This window comes from Rhodococcus oxybenzonivorans (assembly GCF_003130705.1).
GTDB classification, from domain to species: Bacteria; Actinomycetota; Actinomycetes; order Mycobacteriales; family Mycobacteriaceae; genus Rhodococcus_F; species Rhodococcus_F oxybenzonivorans.
In genome coordinates, this window is the sequence record NZ_CP021354.1 from 21,537 (window position 1) to 45,368 (window position 23,832).

Annotated in this window: 23 protein-coding genes and 1 tRNA gene; 9 read left to right on the top strand and 15 right to left on the bottom strand. The window is 66.6% G+C overall.

Translation table 11 applies throughout. From position 1 onward, the window contains the following. The first annotated feature begins 113 nt into the window (after positions 1–113). Positions 114–2,690 (top strand): AMP-binding protein, encoded by a 2,577-nt coding sequence (locus CBI38_RS00095; protein ID WP_109334764.1) that lies wholly within the window; start codon positions 114–116, stop codon positions 2,688–2,690. Positions 2,691–2,703: 13 nt separating this feature from the next. Here CBI38_RS00095 and CBI38_RS00100 read toward each other — a convergent pair whose 3' ends face one another. The 3 genes from CBI38_RS00100 to CBI38_RS00110 form a co-directional block, all read right to left on the bottom strand. Then, a complete protein-coding gene (locus CBI38_RS00100; protein ID WP_109325326.1) occupies positions 2,704–3,744 on the bottom strand; it encodes an ABC transporter ATP-binding protein in 1,041 nt (346 codons plus the stop codon). Continuing rightward, a complete protein-coding gene (locus CBI38_RS00105; RefSeq protein WP_230990293.1) occupies positions 3,741–5,249 on the bottom strand; it encodes an ABC transporter permease in 1,509 nt (502 codons plus the stop codon). Before CBI38_RS00105 ends, CBI38_RS00100 begins: the two co-directional genes overlap by 4 nt. Positions 5,250–5,329: 80 nt before the next feature. Next, a complete protein-coding gene (locus CBI38_RS00110; RefSeq protein WP_109334765.1) occupies positions 5,330–6,361 on the bottom strand; it encodes an iron ABC transporter substrate-binding protein in 1,032 nt (343 codons plus the stop codon). Between the two features lie 126 nt (positions 6,362–6,487). On the opposite strand from CBI38_RS00110, the gene aroQ reads away from it, so the two are divergent. After that, positions 6,488–6,955: a gamma subclass chorismate mutase AroQ gene (gene aroQ, locus CBI38_RS00115; protein WP_109325328.1), complete on the top strand. Its 468-nt coding sequence runs from the start codon at positions 6,488–6,490 to the stop codon at positions 6,953–6,955. A 46-nt stretch (positions 6,956–7,001) separates the two neighbouring features. Here aroQ and CBI38_RS00120 read toward each other — a convergent pair whose 3' ends face one another. Further along, positions 7,002–7,466: a hypothetical protein gene (locus CBI38_RS00120; protein ID WP_109325329.1), complete on the bottom strand. Its 465-nt coding sequence runs from the start codon at positions 7,464–7,466 to the stop codon at positions 7,002–7,004. Between the two features lie 162 nt (positions 7,467–7,628). After that, positions 7,629–8,066 carry a hypothetical protein gene (locus CBI38_RS00125; RefSeq protein WP_162603158.1) on the bottom strand — a complete coding sequence of 146 codons (438 nt, stop codon included), beginning with the start codon at positions 8,064–8,066 and terminating at the stop codon, positions 7,629–7,631. A 101-nt stretch (positions 8,067–8,167) separates the two neighbouring features. Between CBI38_RS00125 and CBI38_RS00130 the strand changes: the two genes are divergently transcribed. Then, positions 8,168–8,695 carry a peptidylprolyl isomerase gene (locus tag CBI38_RS00130; RefSeq protein ID WP_109325333.1) on the top strand — a complete coding sequence of 176 codons (528 nt, stop codon included), beginning with the start codon at positions 8,168–8,170 and terminating at the stop codon, positions 8,693–8,695. Between the two features lie 12 nt (positions 8,696–8,707). Beyond that, a complete protein-coding gene (locus tag CBI38_RS00135) occupies positions 8,708–9,649 on the top strand; it encodes a rhomboid family intramembrane serine protease (protein ID WP_109325334.1) in 942 nt (313 codons plus the stop codon). Here CBI38_RS00135 and CBI38_RS00140 read toward each other — a convergent pair. Further along, positions 9,643–10,098 carry a PH domain-containing protein gene (locus CBI38_RS00140; RefSeq protein ID WP_109325335.1) on the bottom strand — a complete coding sequence of 152 codons (456 nt, stop codon included), beginning with the start codon at positions 10,096–10,098 and terminating at the stop codon, positions 9,643–9,645. The genes CBI38_RS00135 and CBI38_RS00140 overlap by 7 nt on opposite strands. Before the next feature lie 73 nt (positions 10,099–10,171). After that, entirely contained in the window at positions 10,172–10,435 is a 264-nt protein-coding gene (gene crgA / locus CBI38_RS00145) for a cell division protein CrgA (protein WP_109325346.1), read from the bottom strand. Between the two features lie 120 nt (positions 10,436–10,555). On the opposite strand from crgA, the gene CBI38_RS00150 reads away from it, so the two are divergent. After that, complete coding sequence (locus CBI38_RS00150; protein ID WP_109325347.1) at positions 10,556–11,257, top strand: DUF881 domain-containing protein; 702 nt, start codon at positions 10,556–10,558, stop codon at positions 11,255–11,257. Positions 11,258–11,311: 54 nt separating this feature from the next. Then, entirely contained in the window at positions 11,312–11,965 is a 654-nt protein-coding gene (locus CBI38_RS00155) for an aminodeoxychorismate/anthranilate synthase component II (RefSeq protein ID WP_109325349.1), read from the top strand. Between the two features lie 60 nt (positions 11,966–12,025). Here the strand turns inward: CBI38_RS00155 and pknB are convergent, their stop codons facing one another. The 7 genes from pknB to CBI38_RS00195 all read right to left on the bottom strand — a co-directional run bounded on the left by pknB (position 12,026) and on the right by CBI38_RS00195 (position 21,705). Continuing rightward, complete coding sequence (gene pknB, locus CBI38_RS00160) at positions 12,026–13,945, bottom strand: Stk1 family PASTA domain-containing Ser/Thr kinase (RefSeq protein WP_109325350.1); 1,920 nt, start codon at positions 13,943–13,945, stop codon at positions 12,026–12,028. Next, positions 13,942–15,312 carry a serine/threonine-protein kinase gene (locus CBI38_RS00165; protein ID WP_109325351.1) on the bottom strand — a complete coding sequence of 457 codons (1,371 nt, stop codon included), beginning with the start codon at positions 15,310–15,312 and terminating at the stop codon, positions 13,942–13,944. The genes pknB and CBI38_RS00165 overlap by 4 nt, the downstream gene beginning before the upstream one ends. Positions 15,313–15,314: 2 nt before the next feature. After that, entirely contained in the window at positions 15,315–16,802 is a 1,488-nt protein-coding gene (locus CBI38_RS00170; protein WP_109325352.1) for a penicillin-binding transpeptidase domain-containing protein, read from the bottom strand. Further along, on the bottom strand, positions 16,799–18,253 hold the full coding sequence (locus CBI38_RS00175; RefSeq protein ID WP_109325353.1) for an FtsW/RodA/SpoVE family cell cycle protein: 1,455 nt from the start codon (positions 18,251–18,253) through the stop codon (positions 16,799–16,801). The genes CBI38_RS00170 and CBI38_RS00175 overlap by 4 nt, the downstream gene beginning before the upstream one ends. Continuing rightward, complete coding sequence (locus CBI38_RS00180) at positions 18,253–19,677, bottom strand: PP2C family protein-serine/threonine phosphatase (RefSeq protein WP_109325354.1); 1,425 nt, start codon at positions 19,675–19,677, stop codon at positions 18,253–18,255. The genes CBI38_RS00175 and CBI38_RS00180 overlap by 1 nt, the downstream gene beginning before the upstream one ends. Next, positions 19,674–20,138, bottom strand: a complete 465-nt coding sequence (locus CBI38_RS00185; RefSeq protein WP_109325356.1) for an FHA domain-containing protein FhaB/FipA — start codon at positions 20,136–20,138, stop codon at positions 19,674–19,676. Before CBI38_RS00185 ends, CBI38_RS00180 begins: the two co-directional genes overlap by 4 nt. A gap of 277 nt (positions 20,139–20,415) precedes the next feature. Beyond that, positions 20,416–21,705, bottom strand: a complete 1,290-nt coding sequence (locus tag CBI38_RS00195; protein WP_109325367.1) for a DUF3662 and FHA domain-containing protein — start codon at positions 21,703–21,705, stop codon at positions 20,416–20,418. 259 nt (positions 21,706–21,964) lie between these two features. Between CBI38_RS00195 and CBI38_RS00200 the strand changes: the two genes are divergently transcribed. The 3 genes from CBI38_RS00200 to CBI38_RS00210 all read left to right on the top strand — a co-directional run bounded on the left by CBI38_RS00200 (position 21,965) and on the right by CBI38_RS00210 (position 23,439). Then, a tRNA-Leu gene (locus tag CBI38_RS00200) sits at positions 21,965–22,050 on the top strand. Between the two features lie 235 nt (positions 22,051–22,285). Beyond that, positions 22,286–22,726 (top strand): DUF6292 family protein, encoded by a 441-nt coding sequence (locus CBI38_RS00205; RefSeq protein WP_230990027.1) that lies wholly within the window; start codon positions 22,286–22,288, stop codon positions 22,724–22,726. 32 nt (positions 22,727–22,758) lie between these two features. Further along, positions 22,759–23,439, top strand: a complete 681-nt coding sequence (locus CBI38_RS00210; RefSeq protein WP_109325368.1) for a helix-turn-helix domain-containing protein — start codon at positions 22,759–22,761, stop codon at positions 23,437–23,439. On the opposite strand, the gene CBI38_RS00215 is transcribed toward CBI38_RS00210, so the two are convergent. Further along, entirely contained in the window at positions 23,426–23,827 is a 402-nt protein-coding gene (locus tag CBI38_RS00215) for a VOC family protein (protein ID WP_109325369.1), read from the bottom strand. The two genes, CBI38_RS00210 and CBI38_RS00215, sit on opposite strands and share 14 nt — an antisense overlap. Between the last annotated feature and the right edge of the window lie 5 nt (positions 23,828–23,832).

Consider the following 23,832-nt stretch of genomic DNA (forward strand, 5'->3'; position numbering starts at 1 on the left):
AGGTGGCTTTCGTGCATCACGGCCTGCACCGGGTCCCGCCTGCTGCGTACCTCTTCACGGGTGAGGCAGGGCAGCGCTTCTACACTGGGTCGGTGCCGAGTCCGTTCGACCGTATGGAACGTCCCGGCGTGCTCTTCGCACGTCGCCTGGACGAGTATGGCGACGCCCCGGCACTCATCACGCCGGACGGCACGGTCACGTACGGCGAGCTCGCCGCGCGGGTCGAAGCTCGGGCTCGTCAGCTGGGCGGTATCCGGCGCCTGGTGTTGATCTGCGGTGCCAACGACGTCGAGACGATTGCCACATACCTCGCGGCCTTGGCAGCCGGCCATCCCGTCCTGCTCGCGCCGGGCGACAAAGCGGCCGGCGTCGACGCGTTGATCGCCGCCTACCGACCCGACGTCGTCGTACGCAGGGACTGCAGCGGTCGGATGGCTGTCGAGGAAGTCCATGCTGGGTCCGCGCACGTGCTGCACCCCGACCTCGCGTTGTTGCTGAGCACCTCCGGTTCGACCGGGTCGCCGAAACTCGTCCGCCTTTCCCACAGCAATGTGCAGAGCAATGCGGAGTCGATCGCCGAGTATCTCGACATCAGGTCGGGCGATCGTGCGGTGACAACCCTTCCCATGCACTATTGCTATGGCCTGTCGGTCATTCACAGTCATCTGCTGCGCGGTGCCGCCCTGGTATTGACGTCGCTGTCGGTGGCCGACGCCGATTTCTGGGAGCTGTTCCGCACGCACGGCGGCACGAATTTCGCGGGCGTGCCCTACACCTTCGACCTGCTGGACCGTGTCGGGTTCGACGCACTGGATCTGCCCGGCCTGCGATATGTGACGCAGGCCGGTGGCCGCCTCGCGCCGGACCGCGTGCGGAAGTACGCCGAATTGGGTCGGCGCCGCGGCTGGGAGTTCTTCGTCATGTACGGGCAGACGGAGGCGACTGCCCGGATGGCGTATCTGCCGCCGGAGCTCGCCACGACCCACCCGCACACCATCGGCCGGGCGATCCCCGGCGGATCCTTTCGGATCGAGGCCGTCACCGACGCCCCCGAAGACATCGGCGAGCTGGTCTATTCGGGCCCCAACGTAATGCTCGGCTATGCAGAGGGTCCCGAGGACCTACGTCTCGGCGACGTACTCGGTGGCGAACTGCGCACGGGTGACCTCGCCCGCTGTCGCCGCGACGGGTTGTACGAGGTGGTCGGGCGGCGCAGCCGCTTCGCCAAGGTCTACGGGCTGCGGATCGATCTTGCGCTGGTCGAGTCGACACTGGCCGAGCACGGCCACCGCTCGTGCTGTGTCGGCGGGGCGGAAGAACTGATCGCGGCCGTCGAATCCGGTGGTGACCTGGAGGGCGCGAGGCAGGTCGCTGCGCGGGCCGCCGGGTTGCCGGTCGGAGCGGTCCGTGTGTGCGCCGTCGACGAACTGCCGCGAACCGCCACGGGCAAGCCCGACTATTCGGCGGTGACCGCGCTGGCGCGGCGGCCGGAGCCGACCCAGCGTGCCTGCCCGGATGGACGCGCCGATGCGGACGCACTGCGCGCGCTGTATACCGAAGTCCTCGGCTGCCCGAACGTGACGGATGACAGCTCGTTCGTCAGCTTGGGTGGAGACTCGCTCTCCTACGTTCGCATGTCGTTGCGGCTCGAGCAGTTGCTCGGCTACCTCCCCGAGAACTGGCACACCACACGGATCCGCGACTTCACACCGCGCCGCGGACGCCGACGACCCTCAGTGGAGACCAATGTTCTGCTCCGCGCGGTCGCGATCGTTCTTATCGCCGGCTCGCACATTCATCTGTTCACGCTTCTCGGTGGGGCGCACGTGCTCCTCGGCGTTGCCGGTTACAACTTCGCCCGGTTCCACCTGAGTTCGGCGGGGCGGAACGAGCGGCTACGCCATACTCTCGTGAGCGTCGGCCGGATCGCCGTTCCGAGCATGGTGTGGCTCGGGTGTGTCATAGCCCTGACCGGGGAATACCGCATCACCAGCGCATTCTTGCTCAATGGAATTCTCGGTCCGCCCGGCTGGACGATCGAGTGGCGATACTGGTTCGTCGAGGCGATCGTATACATCCTCCTCGCCGTCGTCGTGCTGCTCTGTATTCCGGTGGTGGACCGCACCGAGCGCACCTATCCGTTCCTCTTCCCGATGGGACTCGTCGCGGTCGGCCTGCTCACCCGGTACGGAGTAATCGACATCGACGACACCCGCAACCGCATCCTCACCGCTTCGGTCGTTTTCTGGTTCTTCGCGCTGGGCTGGGCTGCCGCCAAGGCGACGACCATGTGGCACCGCATCTGCGTGACCGCGGCGATCGTGGCAACGGTGCCCGGATTCTTCTTCGGCGACACCAGGCGCGAGATCATCGTCATCGGCGGGCTGTGCCTGCTGGTGTGGCTACGGTCTGTGCGCTGCCCGACAGTGCTGAGCCGAGTGGCCGGGATCCTGGCGAGCGCCTCCCTCTACATCTACGTGACGCATTTCCAGGTGTACCTCCCGCTTCGCGACGACCACCCCTGGCCGGCGCTGGTGCTCTCGTTGCTCGTCGGCGTCCTGTACTGGCAGGTGGTCACCTTCGTGCTTCAGCGGGACCGCCGCGCCGCCCTCTGGTCGGCAGGACGTCGGCTACTGCGATGGGAGAGACCACCTATTCCGACGATGTCGACGCCGAACACGGCTCGATAGAAGGCTCGGCCATTCACTGCTGGTAAGCCACTCCCGTACCGAGAACCCGTATTCCGACGCGCTCGCCAGGCGTGAGTGCGGTGGCACCGAAGCGGCGCACCGTGACCCGTTCGGAGACGACCCCGTCCGCGGTGTCGAGGCGGATACCGAGCAGCATCTCCGAGCCCAGATACTCCACATCGACGACCGACCCGGCCACGCCGGCACCGTCCGCGGTCACTTCGATCTGCTCCGGCCGCAACATGACGCGAGCCTCGCCCTGTACACCGTTCGCGATCACGGCCACGTCACCCAGCGCGCAACGGGCTCGCTCGCCCTCGACGTGCGCGGACAGGACGACGGCGTCACCGATGAACTCGGCGGTGGGAACATCGATCGGCGCGGAATAGATTTCCCGGGGAGTGCCCACCTGCGCGAGCCGGCCGTCGCTCATCACCGCCACCCGGTCGGCGAACGAGAGCGCCTCGGGCTGGTCGTGGGTGACGAGGATGGTGGTGATGCCGGCCTTGGCGAGCACATCGGCGACGATCCTCCGGGTATTTGCGCGCAGGCCGGCATCGAGCGCGGAGAACGGCTCGTCGAGCAGCATGAGTTCCGGTTCGCGTGCCAATGCCCGCGCGAGCGCCACCCGTTGCTGTTGTCCGCCGGACAGCTGGTCGGGGCGCCGGGATGCGTACGAGTAGTCCAGCGACACCATCTCGAGCAATTCGGTGATTCTGGCTCGGGTGCGGGCGCGCCGGGGCAACCCGAACCCGACATTGACCGCCACCGTGGCGTGCGGGAACAGTGCGCCGTCCTGGGCCACGTACCCGACCGACCGTCTATGCGCGGGAATCCACTCGGCGCCCGCAACAACCCGGCCACCCAGGGTGATGGTGCCGGCGTCGGGTCTTTCGAACCCCGCGACGAGGCGGAGCAACGTGGTCTTACCGCAGCCGGACGGACCTACGATTGCCGTCGTTGATCCTGCCTCCACCGAAAAGGCGATGTGCCGGAGGACGTTCGTGGAGCCGAACGACTTGTCGAGTCCGTTTACCTCGAGCGCGTATGTCATAGCCCGGCAACCTTTTTCGACTGAGCGAAGAGCACATACGTCACGGGCAGCGACAGAACGATCATGAGCAGCGCGTACGGTGCTGCGCCCGCATAGTCGATCTCGCTGCTCAGCGACCAGAACTGCATGGACAGGGTGCGAGTTCCGGTGGGCGCGAGCAGGAGAGTGGCAGTCAGCTCGTTCACCACACCCAGAAACACCAGTGCCCCGCCCGCCGCGGTTGCCGGCGCAGCCAGCCGCAACGTCACGCGCAGGAATGTCCCCAACGGTGAGACGCCCAAAGACCGTGATGCCTCCTCGAGCCCGACCGGGGCCTGGGCGAGGCCCGCCCGCACATTGACCAGGGCGCGCGGCAGGAACAACAGCGTGTACGCCGCGATCACGACTGCCACGGTTTGGTACAGGGGACGGAAATAGTGGATCGCGATCGTGATGAACGCCAGCGCCACCACGATGCCCGGCAGGGAACTGGAAATGTACGCGCTGCCCTCGAGGAACCTGCTGAACCCTCCGCGGTAGCGAATCGAGATCCAGGCGATGGGAAAGGCCAGCACGCACGTGACGACGGCGCCGGTTACCCCGAATGCGAGCGTCTGCGCCAGCGCCGACACAATGGCGTCCAGCTCCCATACGGCGGCACCGCCGACGACGAGCCAGCGCACGACACTGATGACGGGCACCCCCAGAGACAGCGCGATCACCATCCCGAGGAATAACAGGGCAAAGGGCTCGTAGCGGAAGCCGAGGTCGGCGGGCACCATTGCACGCGGCGCACCCGCTCCCACCCGGGCATATCGGGCGCTGCCCCGGACGACAGCTTCGATCACCAGCAACGTGAGGCAGAGCAACACGAGAACCCCCGCCAGCATCGTCGCCGCGGCGCCGTTGAAGGTCGATTGGTACTGCTCGAAGATGGCCGTCGTGAAGGTGTCGAACCGGATGAAGACGAAAGCGCCGTACTCGGCGAGCAGGTGCAGGGACACCAAGAGCGCTCCGCCCGCGATGGCCAGTCGCAGCTGCGGCACCACCACTCGGAAGAACACCGCCCACGGTCCGAGCCCGAGTGCACGCGCGGACTCCTCGACGGCAGGGTCCAGCCTGCGGAGGATCGCCGCAGTAGGGATGTAGACCAACGGAAAATAGGACAGGGTGGCGATGAGAACGCCGCCGGGTAGCCCGCCGAGCGACGGAATTGCCGTCACCCAGGAGTAACTGTTGACGAAAGCCGGAACTGCCAGCGGTGCCGCCAGGAGCACTGCCCACACCTTCGCCCCCGACACCCGCGTGCGCTCGACGAGCCACGCTGCGAGGACGCCGACGGCGATGCAGATCGGCACCGTCGCCACCACCAGAAGCACGGTGTTACCGAGCAATTCGCGTACCCGCGGTCGAAACAGCAGTGCCGACGCGGTCGCCCAGCCGGTGTCGATGCTCTGCGCGATCACGTAACCGAGCGGGACGAGCGACACGGCGACGACGACGAGCGCAGCGAGGGCGAGGGGGATCGAGGGCCGGCCGGAACGGGCAGTCGGACGCCGCCTCGTGTCCGGGTCTCCCGCCTGCGCTCGGCCGATCGGTGCAAGGTTCAGAGCAGACCGGCTTCCGTCATCAGTTCGGTGACCTTCGGGCTGTTGAGCTTCGCGGGGTCGACCGCCGGGGCCTGCAGGTCTGCCAGCGGAACCAGCTCGGGGTTGGCGGGCACGTCACTGGCCACCGTGTACTCGAACGATGTTCCGGTCTGCAATACTTCCTGCCCCGACTTACCCGTGACGAACTTCAAGAACTGCTGCGCAGCATCCTGATTCGGACTGGACTTCAGAACTCCACCGCCCGAGACGCTGACGAATGCACCCGGATCCTGATTCCTGAAGTAGTGCAGAGCGACGTTGTTGCTGTTCTCCCCGGTCTTGGCCTGGTCGCCGAACCAGTAGTAGTGGTAGATCACTCCGCCCGGGATTTCTCCGGCATTGACGGCTTTCATCACCGTGTTGTTGCCCTTGTAGGTGCGGACGTTCTCCTTCATCGCGGCGAGCCACTGACGGGTGGCATCCTCGCCCCTCAGTTCGAGTAGCGCACTGACGATGGCCTGGAAGTCGGCCCCCGACGGCGACGCCGCCCAGCGGTCTTTCCACGCGGGGTCCTGCAGGTCGAGCAGCGACTTCGGGAGCTGGTCCTGAGGCAGTTGGTCCTTGTTGTACGCGAAGACCGTGGACCGCGCGGCGATACCGGTCCAGGCACCGCTCGACGGCCGGTACTGGCTCGGCACCTGATCGAGGACGTCCTGGTTCACGCCGGCGAACAGGCCGGCGTTCTCCACGAGGGTCATTGCCGGTGAGTTCTCGGTGAGGAACACGTCGGCCGGCGATTGATCCCCCTCCGCGACCAGCTGGTTGCCGAGTTCGGTATCGCTCCCGTTGCGGAGTTCCACCTCGATGCCGGTCTCGGCAGTGAACGCGTCAGCCCATTCCTGAGTCAGCGACTCGTGCTGCGCGTTGTAGACAGTGAGCGTGTCGGCGTCGGACGAGGACTCCGAGCCGGAATCAGAGCACGCTGACACTGCCATCATCGCGGCGGTGGCGAACGCGATCCCCGCCATCAGTCGGATCTGCTTTCTCATGACATCCATCCGTCCTGTGTGTACGCCGGACCGCGCCTGGCCCTCGCGATGATCGTACTGTCAGGCATGGCAATCCTAAGGGGATTGAGAACCTGGTCGCCGTAAGAGGGCCGTCCGCTCCAGCCGATCGTGGAGGCCGTTGCTCTGCGCCTGACGACAGCGGACACGGTGGCCGCGTCCAAGTGGCGAAGCGATGCGCCCATCGACGATCCGGCCCGCGAGGAGCAGGTCCTTGCGTCGGTCGCGGCGCAGGCTCTCGACGAGGGTCTCGACGCAGCCCGAGTGCACCAGATATTCCGGGACCAGATAGAGGCCAACAAGGACGTGCAGCGGGCTCTGTTCGCGTGGTGGAGTGTCTCACCCGGTTCGGCGCCCGCGATCGGCCCCGACCTGTCGCACGTGCGTCCGGTGATCGACCGGCAGAACACGCAGATTCTCGATCAGATGCGGGAGCAACAAGCAGTGCTGGCCGAAACCGGCTGGCTACCCGCACTTCTCGACGCCGCTGGTGCAGTCGGGCAGATTCTCAGCCCGCTGCACCAAGCGACGTTGGCGCGTGCACTCGTCTCCCTCTGCGGTCCGGTGGCACCGTAACTGGGGCCTACACAGCCGTTTCGGTAGATCGGCGCCCGTCAGCCCGTCACGCGATGAACGTTCCGATCGCCGGATTAGCCTGACAGATCGGGCTGCTGCCGAAGTTGATCGAGCCGAATGCCGTCGCGATCACGTTGCCCACGCCGGTGTTCACCGTGGCCGACAGGAACGGGTACACGCCACGCAGATCGACGATCCCGGAGCGGCCGTTGTCCGTGTTCACCCAGGCGACGGTGATCTGCGCGGCGGCGGGAATCGGAGGAGCCGCCGGCCGCGACTCGAAACGGATGTCGCCGTCGGCGATCGGCGGCGACGCCTCCGGTCCGGACTGCCCCGTGAGCGCCGTGAGCGACATCAAGCTGCCCTGATTCGGGCACCCGATCGTGAGGGCGGGACCACCGAACGGATGAGGCGGGTCGGCCGCAGCGGTTCCGGCGGACAACACGGTGGCGCAGGCGGCGACCGGAAAGGTGATGGCGGCGATGCGGTGGACGAAACGTGCGACGGTCATGGCGACTCCTCGGAACGGTCCTCGCGGATGATTCGCTTGGGGATACCCCTGGTACAACGCATGAAACAGGGTTGCCCGAAAGGTGGTCCGATCCTTCAGCCGCCCACTGGAGTCCCGCCGACCTCCACCGGATACGCGCGGTGGTGGTCGGCGAGTGACGCGTCAGTTCGTGGTGGGTGCCGACGTGATGTCGGGGGAGGCGAGCTTGGCCGAGTTCTGCTCTTCGAGATCTTCGAGGCGCGGCGGAGCGGTAGCGATGGGCGGATGCTCGCGGCGGCTGATCTTGAAGAGCACTGCGCCGCCTGCGATGAGGGAACCGATGAGGACACCGATCGCGAGGCGACGTCCACGCGTCGACTTCGTTCGCGTCGCCGTCGAGTCTCCGGGGGTCAGCGACCCCACGACGCCCTGCGCTGCCTTCTTCACCGGGGTGGTCCGCGCGCGGGTGTAGCCCTTCTTCGCCAACGAAACGCCCTGGCGGCCCAGGAACAGGCCGGCCGTTCCGGTTCCGGTGGCCGCGGTGAGAGCGGCCGAACGTGCCACACGCAGGGCCTGATCGACAGCCTCTGATTTCGTCGAGTACTCCGTCGCTCGTGTCATGTCCCCACTTTGTCACAAGACGGGGGCCCGCGAACGGATCGAAGGCGCCCGATCCCACCGCGGAGGAACCAGCGGCAACTGCACAATGGCACGATGGTGGGGTGACTTCACCACATCAGACCGCAACCGCAACGCTGCACACCAACCGCGGCGACATCAAGATCGCGCTCTTCGGCAACCACGCTCCGAAGACCGTCGAGAACTTCGTCGGCCTCGCGCAGGGGTCGAAGGAGTACACCACCGCCAACGCAGGCGGCACCAACTCCGGCCCGTTCTACGACGGCGCCGTCTTCCACCGCGTCATCGACGGCTTCATGATCCAGGGCGGTGACCCCACGGGCACCGGCGCCGGTGGTCCGGGCTACAAGTTCGGCGACGAGTTCCACCCCGAGCTGCAGTTCGACCGCGCCTACCTGCTGGCCATGGCCAACGCCGGCCCCGGCACCAACGGCTCGCAGTTCTTCATCACCACGGGCCCGACGCCGCACCTCAACCGTCGCCACACCATCTTCGGTGAGGTTGTCGACGAGGAGTCGAAGAAGGTCGTCGACGCCATCTCCTCCACCGCCACCGACCGGTCCGACCGCCCGCTGGAGCCGGTCGTGATCAACAGCGTTTCCATCGCGTAAGGAACACCAGACATGACCAACCCCGGCTGGGGCGGTGCTGCGAACGAGGGCACCCCGCCCCAGCCGCGGTGCGTCCGGCATCCCGACCGTCCCACCGCGTTGTCCTGCAATCGGTGTGGCCGCCCGTCATGCCCCGACTGTCTGCGTGAGGCCGCGGTCGGTTATCACTGCGTCGACTGTGTCGCCGCCGGCCGGCGCGACGTCCGGCCCGTACGGGGCGTCGCCGGCAACACGGTGGTGCCCGGCCGTGTGACGCCGAGCGTCACGTACACGCTGATGGGCCTCAACGTTCTCGCATTCCTCGCAACTGCGGCGCAGTCACGCAGCATCCTGCACAACGAGAGTCCGTCGCCGCTGTTCTCCGACTGGGCGCTCAATCCCGGATTGGTGGCCGACGGCCAATGGATCCGGTTGATCGGCAGCGGCTTCCTTCACTTCGGTCTGATCCATCTGGCCGTCAATATGTTCGCCCTCTACATCTTGGGCCGCGATACCGAACTGATCCTCGGTCGCGCCCGCTACACGGCGGTGTACCTCGTGTCGCTTCTGGGCGGGTCGGCGTCCGTGATGGCGTTTCAATCCGTCTTCTCTTCGGGTGGCGGATTGAGTTGGACCGCCGGCGCATCCGGCGCAATCTTCGGCCTGATGGGTGCCGAGGCCATCATCTTGCTCCGCTTGCGTCGCAGCCCCGCCCCGATCGTGTCGGTGATCGCCATCAACGTGATCATCAGCCTGTCGATCCCCGGAATCTCGTTCTGGGGGCACCTCGGCGGCCTGGTCGCCGGCGCTCTCGCCACCGCCGGGATTCTCTACGGTCCGCAGGTGCTCGGTGTCGGCAACAACCGGGAACGCGCCGTCACCGTCGGCTGGCTCTGCCTCGGCGCGGTCCTTATTGCGACGCTCGGCGTGATCGCCATGCGCATCGTGCAGCTGCGCGCCCAACTCGGCTACTGACGGGACTCCGGGCCTACCAGGCGGTGAACGGACAGGGCATCGAACACATCTTCCGGATTGGTACCCAGATCCCACCGCCCGAAGATGAGCAGGCGTTCGGTGCCGTCGGGGGCCCGGACGTCGATCTCGAGCATCGGTACCCGGCGTCCCAGCCGCGGGTAGCGGACGATTCGCGCGCGCTCGATGTCAGACCGGTGGTACGTGCGGCGACCACTCAGACGGCCCACCACGATGCGGCCCGCATTCCGATCTACTGCGAGCCGGGGTCGCTGGCGTCCCGCAGACGCCGCCGTCAGGAGGAGGCCGAGGGCTGCCACGGACACGAGAAGTCGCCCCGCCGGTTCCGTCGACACCAACAGGCCCGCGGCGCCCAGCGCCACTCCGCCGATCGCGAGGGCGGCAACCGCGCTGAGCGGAGTGGACCACTGCAACGGCGCGTCTTCAGTCATGGTCGGCCGACCTGCGGTTATCCACAGGGGTTGTCCACATTGGGGATGAATGACATCGGTGTAATTGGCTGTCTCAGCGCCAGCGCATCGTCATGATCAAACCCACCACCATGAAGCCGAACCCGATGAGGAAGTTGTAGGCCCCGAGGTCGTTCATCCAGGTGAGCTGATCGGCGGCGAGGTAGTAGACCAGCAGCCAGACCAGCCCGACCAGCATGAAGCCCAGCATCACCGAGACGTACAGGGTGCTCGACGGACCTGCCTTCACCTTCACCGGTGTGCGGCTCGCAGGGTTGATCGTGTAATCGGTCTTCTTCCGGACCTTCGACTTCGGCATGACGTCCTCGTTCGTGCGGTTCTACAGGAATGTGTGCAGGTAGATTCGAACTACCTGCGTTGCTGTACACGCTAACGTAGCCGAGATTCACAGGGCGAGGACGAGGGGACGGAAACACCGGTGACCAGGTCCAACTTATGGCGGATCGCCGTGCTGGTGGTGTGTCTGGTTGCCGGATTGCTGGTTGCCACCACCAGGGAGGTGTCGCACGGCAACGAAATTCGCGCCGGGGACTCCACTCGACTGTCCGACCTGGTCCGCAACGCCCAGGCCGAGACGGACGACGTGGCCGAGACCCGCGACCGGCTGGCAGCCGAGGTGGAGTCGCTGCAGCAGGAGGCCGCCGCCTCCGACACCGGGGTCGCGCAGGTGCTCGCCGACACCAAAGCCCTTGCCACGGACGCCGGGCTCACCCCGATGACCGGGCCCGGAGTCACCGTCACTCTCACCGACGCCCCCCGCGACGCGGACGGGAAGTATCCGGTGGACGCAGCACCGGACGATCTCGTCGTGCACCAGCAGGATGTCCAGAGTGTGCTGAACGCCCTGTGGGTGGGCGGTGCCGAGGCCGTCGGCATGCAGGACCAGCGGATCGTCAACACGTCGGCGCCACGGTGTATCGGCAACACGCTATTGCTGCACGGACGCACCTACAGTCCGCCGTACGTGATGTCGGCGATCGGCGACCCGGCCCGCCTCGAGGCGGCATTGGCCAACGAGCCGGGCATCCGGGTGTTCAAGCAGTACGCCGCGCGGTTCGGCCTCGGCTATTCGCAGACAGTGTCCGGCCAGTTGACCGTGCCCGGATACGCGGGGCACTGAGTTTCAGCGGTCCCGGGTGCGTACCGAACGAACGGCGCAGAATACCCTGGTCCCATGAGGATTCTCGTCGTCGACAACTACGACAGCTTCGTGTTCAACCTGGTCCAGTACCTCGGGCAGCTGGGAACACGGGCCGTGGTCTGGCGCAACGACGATCCGAACCTCACCGGGCCGGAGGCAATAGCGGCCGCAGCAGCCGACTTCGACGGCATCCTGCTCAGCCCCGGACCCGGCACACCGCAGCGGGCGGGCGCCACGATGGACCTCGTGAAGGCCTGCGCCGACTCCGGCACCCCGCTGCTCGGAGTCTGCCTCGGCCATCAAGCCATCGGAGCCGCGTTCGGTGCCACCGTGGACCGGGCACCGGAACTGCTGCACGGCAAGACCAGCGTCGTCCACCACAGTGGGAACGGTGTCCTGGCCGGCCTGCCCGATCCGTTCACCGCCACGCGCTATCACTCACTCACCGTTCTCGAGGACACCATCCCGGACGAACTCGAGGTGACGGCCCACACGGACAGCGGCATCGTCATGGCCATGCGACACCGGGAGCTTCCCATCCACGGTGTGCAGTTCCACCCGGAGTCCGTGCTCACGCAGGGTGGGCACCGGATGCTGGCCAACTGGCTCACCGTGTGCGGCGACGCCCCGCAGGACTCGCTGGTCGACACCCTCGAGGCCGAGGTCGCGGAGGCGTTGGGGGCGTAGCCCCTGTGAGTGGTTAACGAGTGCGGAGACTCCTCAACCACTCACAGGCGGCGGAGCCGCCTATCGCGGGATGCCGAGCGTGCCCACACCGACGGACACGACAGCGTCCTTGGCGATTTCGGATCCCGGCGGCTGCTGCTGAGTGAGAACCTTCCCGACCATGTCGGGGTCGAGCGTCGACGTCTGCGTCTGGGCCAGTGAGCTCGACGAGCCGCTCCAGCCCGCACTGCGGAGAGTGGCCAGCGCCTGCGACACCGTCTTGCCCGTGAGGTCGGGCATCGCGATGTTGTCACCGTTCGACACGCGAATCGTGATGGTGTCGCCCTTGGCCGCGGTCGAGCCGCCGACGGGATCCGTGGACACCACTTCGCCCTTGGGTTGACCGGAGTCGATCTGCTGGATGACCGCGGTGAATCCGGCGCCCTCGATGTTGGCCTGCGCCACCTCGACCTTCTGTCCGGTCACGTCGGGAATCCGAATCTGCTCCGGCCCGCTGCCGAGGGTGATTGCCACCACGGAGTCGAGTGCGATGCTCGCCCCCGAGGACGGGTTCTGGTCGATCACCGTGTCGATCTCCGACGGCGACGACGGTGCACGGGCTACCGCGGTATCGAGGCGGAGCCCGACCGCGTTGAGTTCCTGCTGCGCTTCCTGCTGGCTCAGGCCGGCGAGCCGCGGCACCTTCACCTGTTCGGGACCGCTCGACACCTCGAGTGTGATCGTGCTGCCCTCGTCCACCTGGACGCCGCCGACGGGACGGGTGGTGATGACGTTGCCGGTCGCCACGACAGCGTCCGGTTTCTGCTGCCTCGCTACACGGAAGCCGAGGTTCTGCAGAGTCGTCTCCGCCTCGTCCGCGTTCTGATTCGTCACATCCGGCATGGTCACCTGGTCGGCCTCCGAACCCGGTCCGACGGACCACAGGAAGGCGCCGACGATGCCGACGACGATCAGGCCTGCCAACGCGAGCAGTGCCATGCGCAGCGCATTGTTCTTCTTCTCCGGTTCGGCCGGCTCACTCCTCGTGGCGGGACCCGGTACCGGTGCGGGCGGGCGGCGGTAGTGCCCGGCGCCGGTGTCGACGGCACCGAGGATGGTAGTGCGATCTTCGTCGCTCATCACCATCGGTGCGCTGGGACGCTGCCCGCCGAGGACCCGGACCAGGTCGCTGCGCATATCGGCGGCCGTCTGGTAGCGGTTCGCCGGATTCTTGCTCATCGCCTTGAGGATCACCGAGTCGAGCTCGCGCGGAATGTCCGGGTTGATCTCGGACGGTGTCTGCGGATCCTCCCGCACATGCTGGTACGCCACCGCGACAGGTGAGTCGCCCTTGAACGGCGGCTGCCCGGTCAGGATCTCGAACAGGACGCAGCCGAGTGAGTACACGTCGGAACGGGCATCCACCTGCTCACCGCGGGCCTGCTCCGGCGACAGGTACTGGGCCGTGCCGATCACCGCGGCGGTTTGCGTCATCGGGCTGGAGGCGTCGGAGATCGCGCGGGCGATGCCGAAGTCCATCACCTTCACCGCGCCCGCACGGTTGATCATCACATTGGCGGGCTTCACGTCGCGGTGCACGATGCCGTTGCGATGACTGAAGTCCAGAGCGGCGCACACGTCGGAAATGATTTCCATCGCGCGGCGCGGGGCCATCGGACCCTCACTGCGGACGATGTCGCGCAATGTGTCGCCGTCCACGTACTCCATCACGATGTACGGCAGCGGCCCCGCTTCGGTCTCGGCCTCACCGGTGTCGTAGACGGCCACGATCGCAGGATGGTTGAGCGCGGCCGCGTTCTGCGCCTCACGGCGGAACCGGAGGTAGAACGTGGGGTCGCGGGCAAGGTCGGCGCGCAGCACCTTGATCGCCACGTCGCGGCTGAGGCGAACGTCACGAGCGAGATGGACCTCGGACATGCCACCGAAGCCGAGAATCTCACCCAGCTCGTAGCGTGAGGAGAGGTTACGCGGTGTCGTCATGGCAATCCTTGTGAAGTCGAAGTAGCTGACTCCTCCGACGTGGTCGTCGTGGTCGTCGTCGGTTCGGTGGTGGTGGTCGTGGTGGTCGTGGTGGGCGGTTCGGTGGTGGTCGTCGTCGTTGTGGTGGGCGGTTCCGTCGTCGTGGTCGTCGTCGGCGGTTCCGTGGTGGTCGTGGTGGGCGGTTCGGTGGTGGTCGTCGTCGTGGGACGGGGTGTCGTCGTGATCGTCCGCAGCGACGAGGTGACCGCCGGAACCGTCGGATCCTTCGTGTCACCGCCGTCGAACAAGATCATTGCCAGGGCGATGATCGCCGCCAGCAACAGAATGCCGCCGGCGCCCCAGGCCACCGCCTTCTGACCGTTGGTCAGGCCGCCGCGCTTTCGGTCGTCGTCGTCCGGGTCGGGAACCTGCCCGGTGACCGGGCCCAGGTACGCCGCCTGCGAAGGGGGCATCATCTGGGTGGCCCCCGTCAGAGGAGGAGGCGGCAGCACGCGTGCCGTTCCACCAGCCACCGCGCCGGGCGGCGGCGGACGCCGGCCCGCCCGCACAGCAGCGACCGCGTCCGCGAACTCGCCGCCACTGGAATAGCGGACCGTCGGGTCCTTCGCGATGGTGATCTCGATCAATTCGCGAATGTTCGGCGGCAGGTCTGCCGGCAGCGGTGCCGGAGCCTCCTGCACGTGCTTCATCGCCACGGTGATGGCGCCGTCCCCGATGAACGGACGCCGCCCCGATAGGGCCTCGTAGCCGACGATGCCGAGCGAATACACGTCACTCGCCGCAGTCGCGTCCTGCCCGAGCGCCTGCTCCGGAGCGATGTATTGGGCGGTGCCCATCACCATGCCGGTGCGGGTCACCGGCGAGTTCTCGACGGCCTTGGCGATACCGAAGTCGGTGATCTTCACCTGACCGGTGGGGGTGATCAGGATGTTGCCCGGCTTCACGTCACGGTGCACGACCCCTGCGTCGTGCGCCACCTGCAGTGAACGGCCCGTCTGCTCGAGCATGTCCAGCGCATGGGGGACCGCGAGCCGGCCGACCCGCGCCAGGACGGCATTGAGCGGTTCACCGTTGACGAGTTCCATCACCAGGTAAGCGGTCGAATCACCGGAGCTGTCCCGTACCTCGCCGTAGTCGTAGATACCGGCGATTCCGGAATGGTTCAGCTGCGCCGTGGTTCGCGCCTCGAAGCGGAAACGTTCGAGGAATTCGGGGTCCGACGAAAACTCGGACTTGAGGACCTTGACGGCTACGCGCCGGTTGAGCCGGTTGTCCGTCGCCTCCCAGACCTGTCCCATTCCGCCCGTCGCGATGAGGCGGATCAGGCGATATCTATTGGCGATCAGCGCGCCGTTGTTCAGTGCCACAATCAGCCCCCTTGTAATCCGGCTGCGATGACGGCACGGCCGATAGGTGCAGCCACCGAGCCGCCGGTTGCGGCCAGTGCTCGATCTCCGCCGTCCTCGACGATCACCGCGATGGCGACCGTCGGGTTCTGTGCGGGTGCAAAAGCGATGTACCAGGCGTGAGGCGGTGTGTTGCGCGGGTCGGTTCCGTGCTCCGCAGTTCCCGTCTTCGACGCGATCTGCACTCCGGGGATCTTGCCTGTACCGCTGGTGTTGTTCTCGGAGCCGATCATCAGGTCTGTCAGGGTGGCGGCCACCTGCGGCGACATCGCCTGACCCTCGGACACCGGGTTGGTCGTCGCGAGGTTGGACAGGTCGGGTCCCTGCAGTTCCGATACCAGCTGCGGCTGCATGCGCACCCCGCCGTTGGCCACGGTAGCGGCGATCATCGCGTTCTGCAGAGGTGTCAGCGCCACATCGCGCTGGCCGATGCTGCTCTGACCGAGTGCGGCGTCGTCGGGAATCGACCCCACCGTGCTGTCCGCGACCGGGAACGGGACACCCGGCATCTGACCGCCGACGCCGAGCGCCGCCGCCTGATCGGTGAGGGCGTCGGCCCCCGTCTTGATGCCGAGTTCGACGAACGCCGTGTTGCACGACCTGGCGAGTGCCTCACGCAACGACGCCGTCGGGGCGCCGCCGCAGGTGGAACCGTTGTAGTTCTCGAGTGTCGTCGCAGTATCGGGGAGGGTGATCTGCGGCGCTGCCGTCAACTGGTCTTCCGGGGTGGCTCCGGCGCCGAGCGCGGCCGCGGTGACGACCACCTTGAACGTGGAGCCCGGCGGGTAGGTCTGCGAGACGGCGCGATTCAGCAGAGGCTTGCCGGGGTCGGCGTTGAGAGCCTCCCACGCCTGCGTGGTCTCGGTGCCGTCGTGGCTCGCGAGGACGTTCGGGTCGTAACTCGGGGTGCTCACCATCGTCAGGATCCGGCCAGTGCTCGGCTCGATGGCCACGACGGATCCCGTGTAGCCCTTCGACGTCAGCTGGTCGTAGGCGACCTGTTGCATCACCGGATTGATCGTGCTCACGACGTTGCCGCCGCGCGGATCACGCCCCGACACCAGGTCGAAGAACCGGCGGCCGAACAGCCGGTTGTCCGAACCGTTGAGTACCGGGTCCTCGGCACGCTCGAGACCCGTGCTGCCGTACTGCATGGAGTAGAAGCCGGTGACGGGTGCGTTGGCCAGCGGGCTCGACGGCGCCGCCGGGTTCGGCGGGTAGGTCCGCAGGTACTTGTAGCGGTCCTCGGTGGGCACGGACGCCGCGAGCACCTGTCCCGCGGCGGAGATCTGACCGCGCTGGCGGGAGTACTCGTCGAGGAGGACGCGCGAGTTCCGCGGATCGGCTCGAAGGTCGTCCGCCTTGATGACCTGCACGTAGGTGGCGTTGGCGAGGAGGGCGACCACCATGACCATGACAGCGATCGCGACGCGGCGCAGTGGTGTGTTCATGTGCGCGGCACCATTTCGGTGGGAGCGTCGGCGATGGGGGCGGGACCCTTCTTCTTCGGGACGGCCGGCTCGCGGGCGGCGTCCGAGATCTTGATCAGAATGGCGAGCAAAAGGTAGTTGGCCAGCAGCGACGACCCACCGTACGACATGAACGGCGTGGTCAGCCCGGTGAGGGGAATCAACTTGGTGACGCCGCCGACGACGACGAACACCTGCACGGCGATGGTGAACGACAGTCCGGCGGCGAGGAGCTTGCCGAAGCTGTCCCGTACTGCGAGCGCCGTGCGGAGGCCGCGGATGACGAGGATCAGGAACAGCATCAGTACGGCGGCGAGGCCGATCAGGCCCAGTTCCTCGCCGATCGTGGCCACGATGAAGTCGGTCTTCGCGAACGGCACCTGCGCCGGCCGGCCGCTGCCGAGTCCGGTTCCCGCGACACCACCCGTAGCGAGCCCGAACAACGACTGCGAGATCTGGTATCCGGTGTTGTTGTAATCGGCCAGCGGGTCGAGCCACGTGCTGACGCGGACCCGTACGTGACCGAACATTTGATAGGCGAAGAAGAAACCGATCGCGAGGAGGCCACCGCCGATGAGCAGCCAGCCGACGCGTTCGGTGGCGATGTACAGCATCACCAGAACGGTGCTGAACAACAGCAGTGACGTGCCGAGATCCTTTTCGAACACCAGCACGCCCACCGACACCATCCAGGCGAGGAGGATCGGGCCGAGGTCACGGGCACGGGGCAGATCCATCCCGAAGATGTGCTTGCCGGCGGTGGTGAACAGGTCACGCTTCGCGACCAGGACGGACGCGAAGAAGATGATCAGCAGAATTTTGGCGAACTCGCCTGGCTGAATACTGAAGCCGGGAAGCCGGATCCAGATTTTTGCGCCGTTCACCTCGGAGAAGCTCGACGGAAGGATAGCCGGTATGGCGAGGAAGACCAGTCCCGCAAGACCCAGCGTGTAGCTGTAGCGGGCGAGCAGTCGATAGTCCTTCAGTAACACCAGGACAGCGACGAAACCCGCGATGGCCAGGGTCGTCCACAGCACCTGCTGGTTGGCGTCGGGCGAGGGGACGGGCAGCCCGAAGTACTGGGCCGACTGGGCGTCGGCCAGATCGAGGCGGTGAATCAACACCAGCCCGAGGCCGTTGAGCAGCGCGACGATGGGAAGGATCAGCGGATCGGCATACGGCGCGAACCGCCGGACCGCGAGGTGCGCGATCAGAAACAGCGCTGCGTACGCTGCGGCGTACTTGCCGAGATCCCAGGTGATGCTCTGTTCCTGGCTGGCCTCGACCAACACCAGTGACAGGGTCGTGATCAGAATCGCGAGACCGATGAGCATCAGCTCGGTGTTGCGACGCGTCGATTGGACGGGGGCTGGTGCGAACCCGCCCGGTGGACTGGGAAACTGCGCCCCCGGTGAAGCACTTGCGACGGACATCAGCTAGCCGTCCTGCAGTTCTGACCGGGGACCTGGGTCGTGGTCGGCGTCGGGGTCGTGGTCGGGGTCGGTGGTACAGCCGTCTCGGGAGTGGGCGCCGGGGGAGGCTCCGGAGTGGGTGACGGCACCGGGACAGGGCTAGTGGTGGCCGGCTGCGATCCGCAGACGGGCAGGAGATCGTTGTCGGCAAGCCGTGCCATCTGGTTGCGGACGTCGTCGAGCTTGCCCGACGGCAAACCGGCGCGGACCTGTTCGCGGGCCGACGGCTGCAGGTCGTCGACCTGGAGAATGGTGCACCCGTTCGGGGAGTCGGTGGGCGACATCAGCGTGAGCGAACCGGTGTCGGTGACACAGCCGACGAGGTTGGCCTCCTGGAGCGAGTAACCGAGCACCGAACCCGGGACGCCACGCAGTACGGTCACACGTTCGCCGTCGGCGCCGACGTAGTAGTTGTTGCGGATCAGAGCCCGCCCTACGAAGGCAGCGACGGCGACGACGACGATGAGACCGAGCGCCAGCGCTGCCCACCACATACGGTGGCGCGTCTTCTTCGTCGGTGCTTCCTCGACCTGCGGGACGACGCGTTTGGGGGTCGCGCGCGGCGGCCGCATCGCTGCGGCACGGCCTGCGGCGGTGTTCGGCGGCGGGGAGTCATCGTCGTCGTCGGCGGATGCTGCCCCGGCCACGATCGGGTGGCTCTGCCCGTAGTCGAGATCGATGACATCGGCGACCACAACCGTCACGTTGTCGGGACCACCGCTGCGCAACGCGAGTTCGATGAGCCGGTCGGCGCATTCGTCCTGGCTGCCCTCACGCATCGTGTTCTCGATGGTCTCGTCACTCACCACATCTGAAAGCCCGTCGGAACACAGCAGATAACGGTCGCCGGCGCGGGCCTCCCGGACCGTGAGGGTGGGCTCGATCTCGTTGCCGGTGAGCGCCCGCATGATGAGGGAACGTTGCGGGTGGGTGTGCGCCTGTTCCGCCGTGATCCGTCCCTCGTCGACGAGGGACTGCACGAACGTGTCGTCGCGCGTGATCTGCGTCAGGGTGTTGTCGCGCAGAAGGTAGGCGCGGGAGTCGCCGATGTGGACCAGCCCGAGTTTGCTCCCGGAGAAGAGGATCGCGGTGAGCGTGGTGCCCATGCCGTCGAGCTCCGGATCCTCCTCGACGTGGTCGGCGATGGAGTCGTTGCCCTCACGCGTGGCCGCCTCGAGCTTGCCCAGAAGGTCTTCGCCCGGCTCGTCGTCGTCGAGATGCGCAAGCGCCGCAATCATCAACTGCGACGCGACCTCACCTGCCGCATGACCACCCATACCGTCCGCCAGCGCCAGCAGTCGCGCACCGGCGTAGACAGAGTCTTCGTTGTTGGATCGGACGAGGCCACGGTCGCTGCGGGCGGCATAGCGGAGTACGAGGGTCACGGGCGCAACTCGATTACCGTCTTGCCGACGCGTACGGGAGTACCGAGCGGCACGCGGACAGATGTGGTGACCTTGGCGCGGTCGAGGTAGGTGCCGTTGGTGGAGCCGAGGTCTTCGACGTACCAGTCGGCGCCCCGCGGAGAGAGCCGGGCGTGCCGGGTGGACGCGTAGTCGTCGGTGAGTACGAGGGTGGAGTCGTCGGCCCGCCCGATCAGAACCGGCTGAGTACCCAAGGTGATGCGAGTGCCCGCCAGGCCACCCTGTGTGACCACGAGATACTTGGCCGTCTTCGTCTTACCCAGGGAAGGGAGGACGTTGCCGGTGCGCGAGTACCTGGGGGGAACCCGGACGCCGGAACCTGCGTAGATGTCACCACGGAGCGCTCTGAGTACAGACCACACGAAGAGCCACAGCAGAAGCAGAAAGCCTGCTCGCGTGAGTTGCAGAATCAAACCTTGCACGGCAGTCCACCTCCTTCTGTTGCCGAAACGGTCGAGTCTCCGGCGTCTTTTTCTCGCAGCATCATAGGGGCAATCCGCACCCTGCGATCAGGATACGGACAGCCCCCAACGATACGGAGTCGCCACCGTGTTACCTCCGACACGGCCTCCGACGGGGTGTCGGTCGAGCATCGAACGCGTCTCGAAAGGGTCTCGGCAGGCGGTCCGGATAAGTTGTGTCGGCTTCGCCTCAGGGTGTCCGGTCGGCTGCGCCTCTGGGTCTCCGGTCGGCTGCGCCTCAGAGGATTCGAACCAGGATCTCCGAGTGCCCCGCCCGGATGATGTCGCCGTCCGCGAGCTGCCAATCCTGGACCGGCGCACCGTTGACCGTGGTCCCGTTGGTGGATCCCAGGTCGGACAGCATTGCGACCTGACCGTCCCAGCGGATGTCGATATGGCGACGCGACACCCCGGTGTCGGGCAGACGGAACTGTGCCTCCTGGCCGCGACCGATGATGTTGTTGCCCTCGCGCAGCTGGAAGTGGCGTCCACTGCCGTCTTCGAGCTGCAGCGTGGCGGTGTACGTGTGCCCCTCGGGCGGGTAGGCCTGCTGGTTGTAGCCGCCCTGGTCGTAGTCCGAGTAGCCCTGGTCGTACGCCTGCTGGTCGTAGCCACCCTGCTGGTAGCCGCCACGGTCGTACGCCTGCGGCTGCTGGTAACCGGCTTCGGCGTAGGTGCCGTCCGGGTAGCGCGCAGGAGCGCCCTGGTCGTAGCCACCCCGGTAGTCCTGGGCGTATCCGGCCTCGCGGTAGTCGTAGCCCTCGTCGGCGGGCTGCTCGTAGCCGGGCGCCTGCGGTGCCTGCTCGTAGGCCTGGCCGTAGGCCTGCTGATCCTGCGGGTACCCACCACGCGGCGCCTCGGGGTAAGGCTGCTGCTGGTCGTAGCCGCCCTGCGGGTAGCCGCCCCGGTCGTAACCGTTCTGGTAACCAGGCGGGTATCCCTGGTCCTGGCTCGCATGGGCGTGACCGTTGCGCGCGTACTGCGGATCGGGCTTACGGTTGCCCGCTGGTTCGCGGCTGGGGTCGTAGCCTGAGTTCTGCGTCATGGGGCCAGCTCCTGGATTCGACGTGACGGGTACAAACGGTGCCTGTGGTCGCGGTGCGGGACCGCGCGGCGGTTCGGGTCGCCCCGGTGGGGTCGCGCCCGGGCGACCCGCATCCGGATCCACCGAACCCCGGGTGCGGAACTGCCCGGTGTGCAGTGAAGGCGATGGTTCGAACGCGACATGAATGGGACCATACGTCTGCCAGCCCTGGTCGCGAATGAAGTCTTCGAGGTGACGGGAGAAGGCTTTGACAGTCAGGTCTCTGTCAGCGGCAAGGCCTTCGTGGTCCGAGTTGTTGATGGCGATGACGTAGCTGTTCGGAGCAAGCAGGTGTCCGCCCTCGAGCTCCTGAATACGATCGGCGGCCTCCTGCTGAAGTGCCGCCTCCACTTCCTGCGGCACCACGCCGCCGCCGAAGACCCGTGCGAACGCGTCACCCACTGCTCCCTGGAGCTTCCGCTCGAAACGTTGCACTATCCCCATCGGAACCTCCTTACAGTGTCTCGCTCGTCGGCCTGCGACATGTTCGGCGCGGTGTCGGTCGTGCCGTGACCCCGTTCGTGTCGCGACACTTCCATGCATAAACCCCACGGTACTGTCACTGCATCGAGCCGCGACACGGGTCTACGCACTAGCATGATATCGGTCTTTGTCCGGGCGAGGGTTTGTGTGGGCATTTCCGGACTTGACCTGCACGAATCGCGACTTCCGATGGCCTCGTGATAATGTTCTCCAGTCGCTCGGGCGAGTGGCGGAATGGCAGACGCGCTGGCTTCAGGTGCCAGTGTCCTTCGGGACGTGGGGGTTCAAGTCCCCCTTCGCCCACCACAGCGGTTTTCGGACCGCGACAACGAAAGCCACGAACTCGAAACGAGTTCGTGGCTTTCGTCGTTCCCGGCGGAAGTCGATCCCGTCCGCAGCCGGTTCTGCGCCGAATACCTGACGAGAGGGACCCGTTCGGCGGGTTCCGTCCCCGCTCAGCAGCGCAGCGGGTAACTGAAGGCTGAGGCGCACGACTTCGCCGGCCTCTGTGCCGCCGGATTCGTCGAAGGTGGGTCGAATCATGAACGAAGCGCTCCGGGTTGCCGGTGCTACGCATGTCGTCGAGTACATCCGGTCCGTTGCTGCGACGGTGGAAGCGGACACGGTGGAGTGGTGGCAGATACCCGCATTCGACGCGGTCCTGACACTGTCCTCGGAAATCCCCTGTTACCCGGGACGGAAGGTCGTTCTGGCCTGGAACCGCCACTTCGGGTGGTCGGTCGGAGTACGCGGACTCACGGACGGGAACGTGGTGATCATCGAGGGCCTCGGGATCGGCCGGGTGCCGGAGGCCACCCGATGTGCCGACCGCGTCGTCGAAGCGGTCGCCGATCTCGGTGAGTGGGTGCCCGGGGCGTCCAGGGGGCCCGCGGTCGGCGATCTGCGTCTGCGGGCGCTCCAAGAACTCCACCACGGGGTCCAGCCTGCACCGAGACTCGTGCGGGGATTCTTCGAGGAATAGTCCGGGTCGGACCCACTGCCTAGCATGAGCGCATGTACTCGGAGCGGAGCTCTACCTTCGCCGGCGCGGTGGTGTGGGAAAAGACCGCAGCGGACGGTGACGGCGCGATTCTCCCCGACGGATGCATGGATCTCATCTGGATGAACGGCGACGTCGTCGTGGCGGGGCCGGATTCTCGTCCCTACATTGCACGCACTCGCCCCGGCGATTACCTTGCGGGACTGCGATGTGCGCCCGGCACCCTGCCGGCGTTGCTCGGGACGCCGGCGGAGGCGTTGGCGAACGCGCGGGTGCCGCTCGCCGACGTGCTCTACGACGACGACACCGCCAGGCTTCTGTCCTCGATCGCCGAGCACGGTGACCCCGCCACTCAACTCGAGAAGTTCGCCGCCCGTCGCCGGCTGATTGCGAGGCCGGACCGCAGAATCGCGGTGACCGTGAGCCTGCTTGCACGTCAGTGCCCCGTCCGGGAGGTGGCGGATCGTGTCGGTATGAGCGAACGCCAACTGCACCGGCTGTGTCGGCGGGAGTTCGGATACGGGCCGAAGATGCTGGCGCGCATTCTCCGGCTGCAGCGGGCCAGGGAGTTGGTGGGGTCGATGTCTGCCGCGGAGGCGGCAAGCTTGGCGGGGTTCGCCGACCAAGCTCACTTGATCCGCGAGTCGAACGAGTTGACCGGCCGCTCCTTCGGCCGATTGGTCACGTCGTCGTGAGTGGCGCGAACAGGTCGACCGGATTGCCATCCGGGTCGTCGATCGTGGCGTAACGCTGGCCCCAGGGCGCGTCCCAAGGGGCATGTCTCTCGCGGTAGCCGGCGTCGGTCAGGTCAGTGAATACCTTGTCCACGACATCCGGACTACCGCAGTCGAACCCGAGTGCCACCCGATGTCCACCCTGAGGTGTCGTCCAGTCCGGCTCGAACGACCGGATGGTCTCGACGGTGTCCCACAGCAGTCGTATTCCGCCCGGGAGTTCGAACTCGACATGTGGCGCTTCCTCAGACCCGGCCGGGATGTCGAGGCCGATGCGACGGTAGAACGCCAATGATGCGGCGAGGTCGTGAACCACCAGTTCGATGGCGGTAAAAGCAGGAATCGTCATGCTGT